This window comes from Lederbergia ruris (genome assembly GCF_018332955.1).
Lineage (GTDB): Bacteria > Bacillota > Bacilli > Bacillales > Bacillaceae_C > Lederbergia > Lederbergia ruris.
In genome coordinates this window covers 1-895 of record NZ_BORB01000102.1, presented here as the reverse complement: position 1 = coordinate 895, position 895 = coordinate 1, and the positions used below count along the sequence as shown (strand labels likewise).

Below are 895 nucleotides of genomic sequence, written 5' to 3'. Positions count from 1 at the left end.
TGTCAATCCGCAGTTTCGGTGATCCGTTTAGCCCCGGTACATTTTCGGCGCAGAGTCACTCGACCAGTGAGCTATTACGCACTCTTTCAATGGTGGCTGCTTCTAAGCCAACATCCTGGTTGTCTAAGCAACTCCACATCCTTTTCCACTTAACGGATACTTGGGGACCTTAACTGGCGGTCTGGGCTGTTTCCCTCTCGACTACGGATCTTATCACTCGCAGTCTGACTCCTGAAGAACAAGTCTTTGGCATTCGGAGTTTGTCTGAATTCGGTAACCCGGTGAGGGCCCCTCGTCCAAACAGTGCTCTACCTCCAAGACTCTACTTCAAGGCTAGCCCTAAAGCTATTTCGGAGAGAACCAGCTATCTCCAGGTTCGATTGGAATTTCACCGCTACCCACACCTCATCCCCGCACTTTTCAACGTACGTGGGTTCGGGCCTCCAGTAAGTGTTACCTTACCTTCACCCTGGACATGGGTAGATCACCTGGTTTCGGGTCTACGACCTCATACTTATACGCCCTATTCAGACTCGCTTTCGCTGCGGCTCCGTCTCTTCAACTTAACCTTGCATGAAATCGTAACTCGCCGGTTCATTCTACAAAAGGCACGCCATCACACGGCATTTTTCCAAAGGAAAATATGCAACTGTGCTTTGACTACTTGTAGGCACACGGTTTCAGGGTCTATTTCACTCCCCTTCCGGGGTGCTTTTCACCTTTCCCTCACGGTACTGGTTCACTATCGGTCACTAGGGAGTATTTAGCCTTGGGAGATGGTCCTCCCAGCTTCCGACGGGATTCCACGTGTCCCGCCGTACTCAGGATCCACTCGGGAGGGAACGAAGTTTCAATTACAGGGCTGTTACCTTCTCTGGCCGGCCTTTCCAGGCCA

At 51.5% G+C, this 895-nt stretch carries 1 rRNA gene; it reads right to left on the bottom strand.

What is annotated here, in order from left to right:
* Window positions 1-895, bottom strand: a 23S ribosomal RNA gene (locus KI363_RS21570); the annotation flags it as partial.